The sequence below is a fragment of the Streptomyces sp. NPDC051976 genome (assembly GCF_040680795.1).
GTDB lineage: Bacteria > Actinomycetota > Actinomycetes > Streptomycetales > Streptomycetaceae > Actinacidiphila.
This window is the reverse complement of the sequence record NZ_JBFAXL010000150.1, coordinates 1-1,688: the sequence shown is the minus strand read 5'-3', so window position 1 is coordinate 1,688 and position 1,688 is coordinate 1. Positions and strand designations below refer to the sequence as shown.

Sequence of the window (1,688 nt, the reverse complement as noted above, 5' to 3'; positions counted from 1 at the left end):
AGCCTTGATCCACCGATTCGATGTCTGTGGATAACTCTTCTTGGAACGAGAAAGTGCCTTGTGACCTGCGATGATGGGAGTTCTTCAGGCTTCCAGCACGCATAGTCAGCAAGGCACTTCCGAGATGCAAGTTTCCCATACGCCGGCGGCGGTCTCCGCTTCGTTCGATGATCCGAATCTGATCGCGCAGGCCGGGCTGGTCCCGGTGCTGCGGCTGGCCGAGCGGTGCGGGCTGTCGCGGTTGGTGACGGAGAAGGTGAAGCTGGCCGGGGCGAAGAACGGGGCGGGTGCGGCGGTAGATGCCAAGGTCACCAGCATCGTGGCGGGTATGGCTGCGGGTGCGGACAGTATCGACGACCTCCACGTCCTGCGGCACGGGGCGATGCCGGCCGTGTTCGGCGGTATTCGCGCCCCGTCCACGCTGGGTACGTTCCTGCGTGCGTTCTCCCACGGACACGCTCTCCAACTCCACGCCGTGCACCGCAGGTTCCTCGGCGCACTGGCCGCGCACACCCCGCTGCTGCCCGGCTCGGACGCGATGGCGTTCATCGACGTCGACTCCACCCACAAACGCGTCTACGGGCGTGCCAAGCAGGGCGCCGAGTACGGCCGCTTCAAGGGAATCCGCACCCTGCACCCCCTCCTCGCCACCATCTGCACCCCCCACACCCGGCCGGTGATCGCCACCGTGCGGATGCGACGCGGCAAGGCAGCAGACTCCCGGGGCGCCCCGAAATTCGTGAGCGAGGCCCTGGCCACCGCCGTCGAGGCCGGCTGCACCGGGATGCGTATCCTGCGGGCCGACTCGCAGTTCTACAACGCCGCCGTCATCGCCGCCTGTCGCCGGGCCGGCGCCCACTTCTCGATCACCACCGGCATGAACCCCTCCATCAAACGGGCCGTCCTCGCTATTCCCGACACCGCGTGGCAGCAGATCACATACCCGACCGCGGTGCCCGACCCCGCCACCGGTGAGCTCATCTCGGACGCCGAGGTCGCCGAGATACCCGCATACACCGCGTTCGCCAGCCGCAAGAAGAGTGAGCGCGTCACAGCCCGGCTGATCGTGCGCCGGGTCCGTGACCTGGCCAAACCCGCCGTCCTGGGAGAACAGGGCGAGCTGTTTCCCATCTGGCGCTACCACCCCTTCTTCACCGACCAGCCCGCGCCCACGCTCCAGGCCGAGCGGGAACACCGCCACCACGCCGTCGTCGAGCAGGTCATCGCGGACAGCAAAGCCGGAGCTCTCGCGCACCTGCCCTCCGGGCACTTCCACGCCAACTCGGCCTGGCTCACCCTGTGGGCGATGACCTACAACCTACTGCGGGCCACCGGCGTACTGACCTCGCCCTTCCACGCCAAAGCCACCACCGCCACCCTCCGCACCCACCTGGTCCAGGTCCCGGCCCGCATCGCCCACTCCGCACGACGCATCACCTTGCACCTGCCACACAACTGGCCCTGGCAGCACGCCTGGACACACCTCTTCGACACCGTCCACGACCCACCCGGCTGACACGAACAGTCCCTACCCGACCCGCCCGCCGCCAGGGCCCAACCGGAACCGAACCCGTGGAAAAGCTGGGCAGACCAGCGGCTACAACCTGCCCACGCCCAACCGCCGACCTGAAACCGACTCGAAACCGGTCACAAGATCCCTCCCCACACCACGTCGGTGGATCGAGGCT

1 protein-coding gene is annotated in these 1,688 nt (G+C 67.7%); it reads left to right on the top strand.

The annotated features are described in order from the left end of the window. Positions 1-124: 124 nt before the first annotated feature. Positions 125-1,516 carry an IS1380 family transposase gene (locus AB0M29_RS45140; protein WP_365393675.1) on the top strand — a complete coding sequence of 464 codons (1,392 nt, stop codon included), beginning with the start codon at positions 125-127 and terminating at the stop codon, positions 1,514-1,516. Positions 1,517-1,688: the final 172 nt, after the last annotated feature.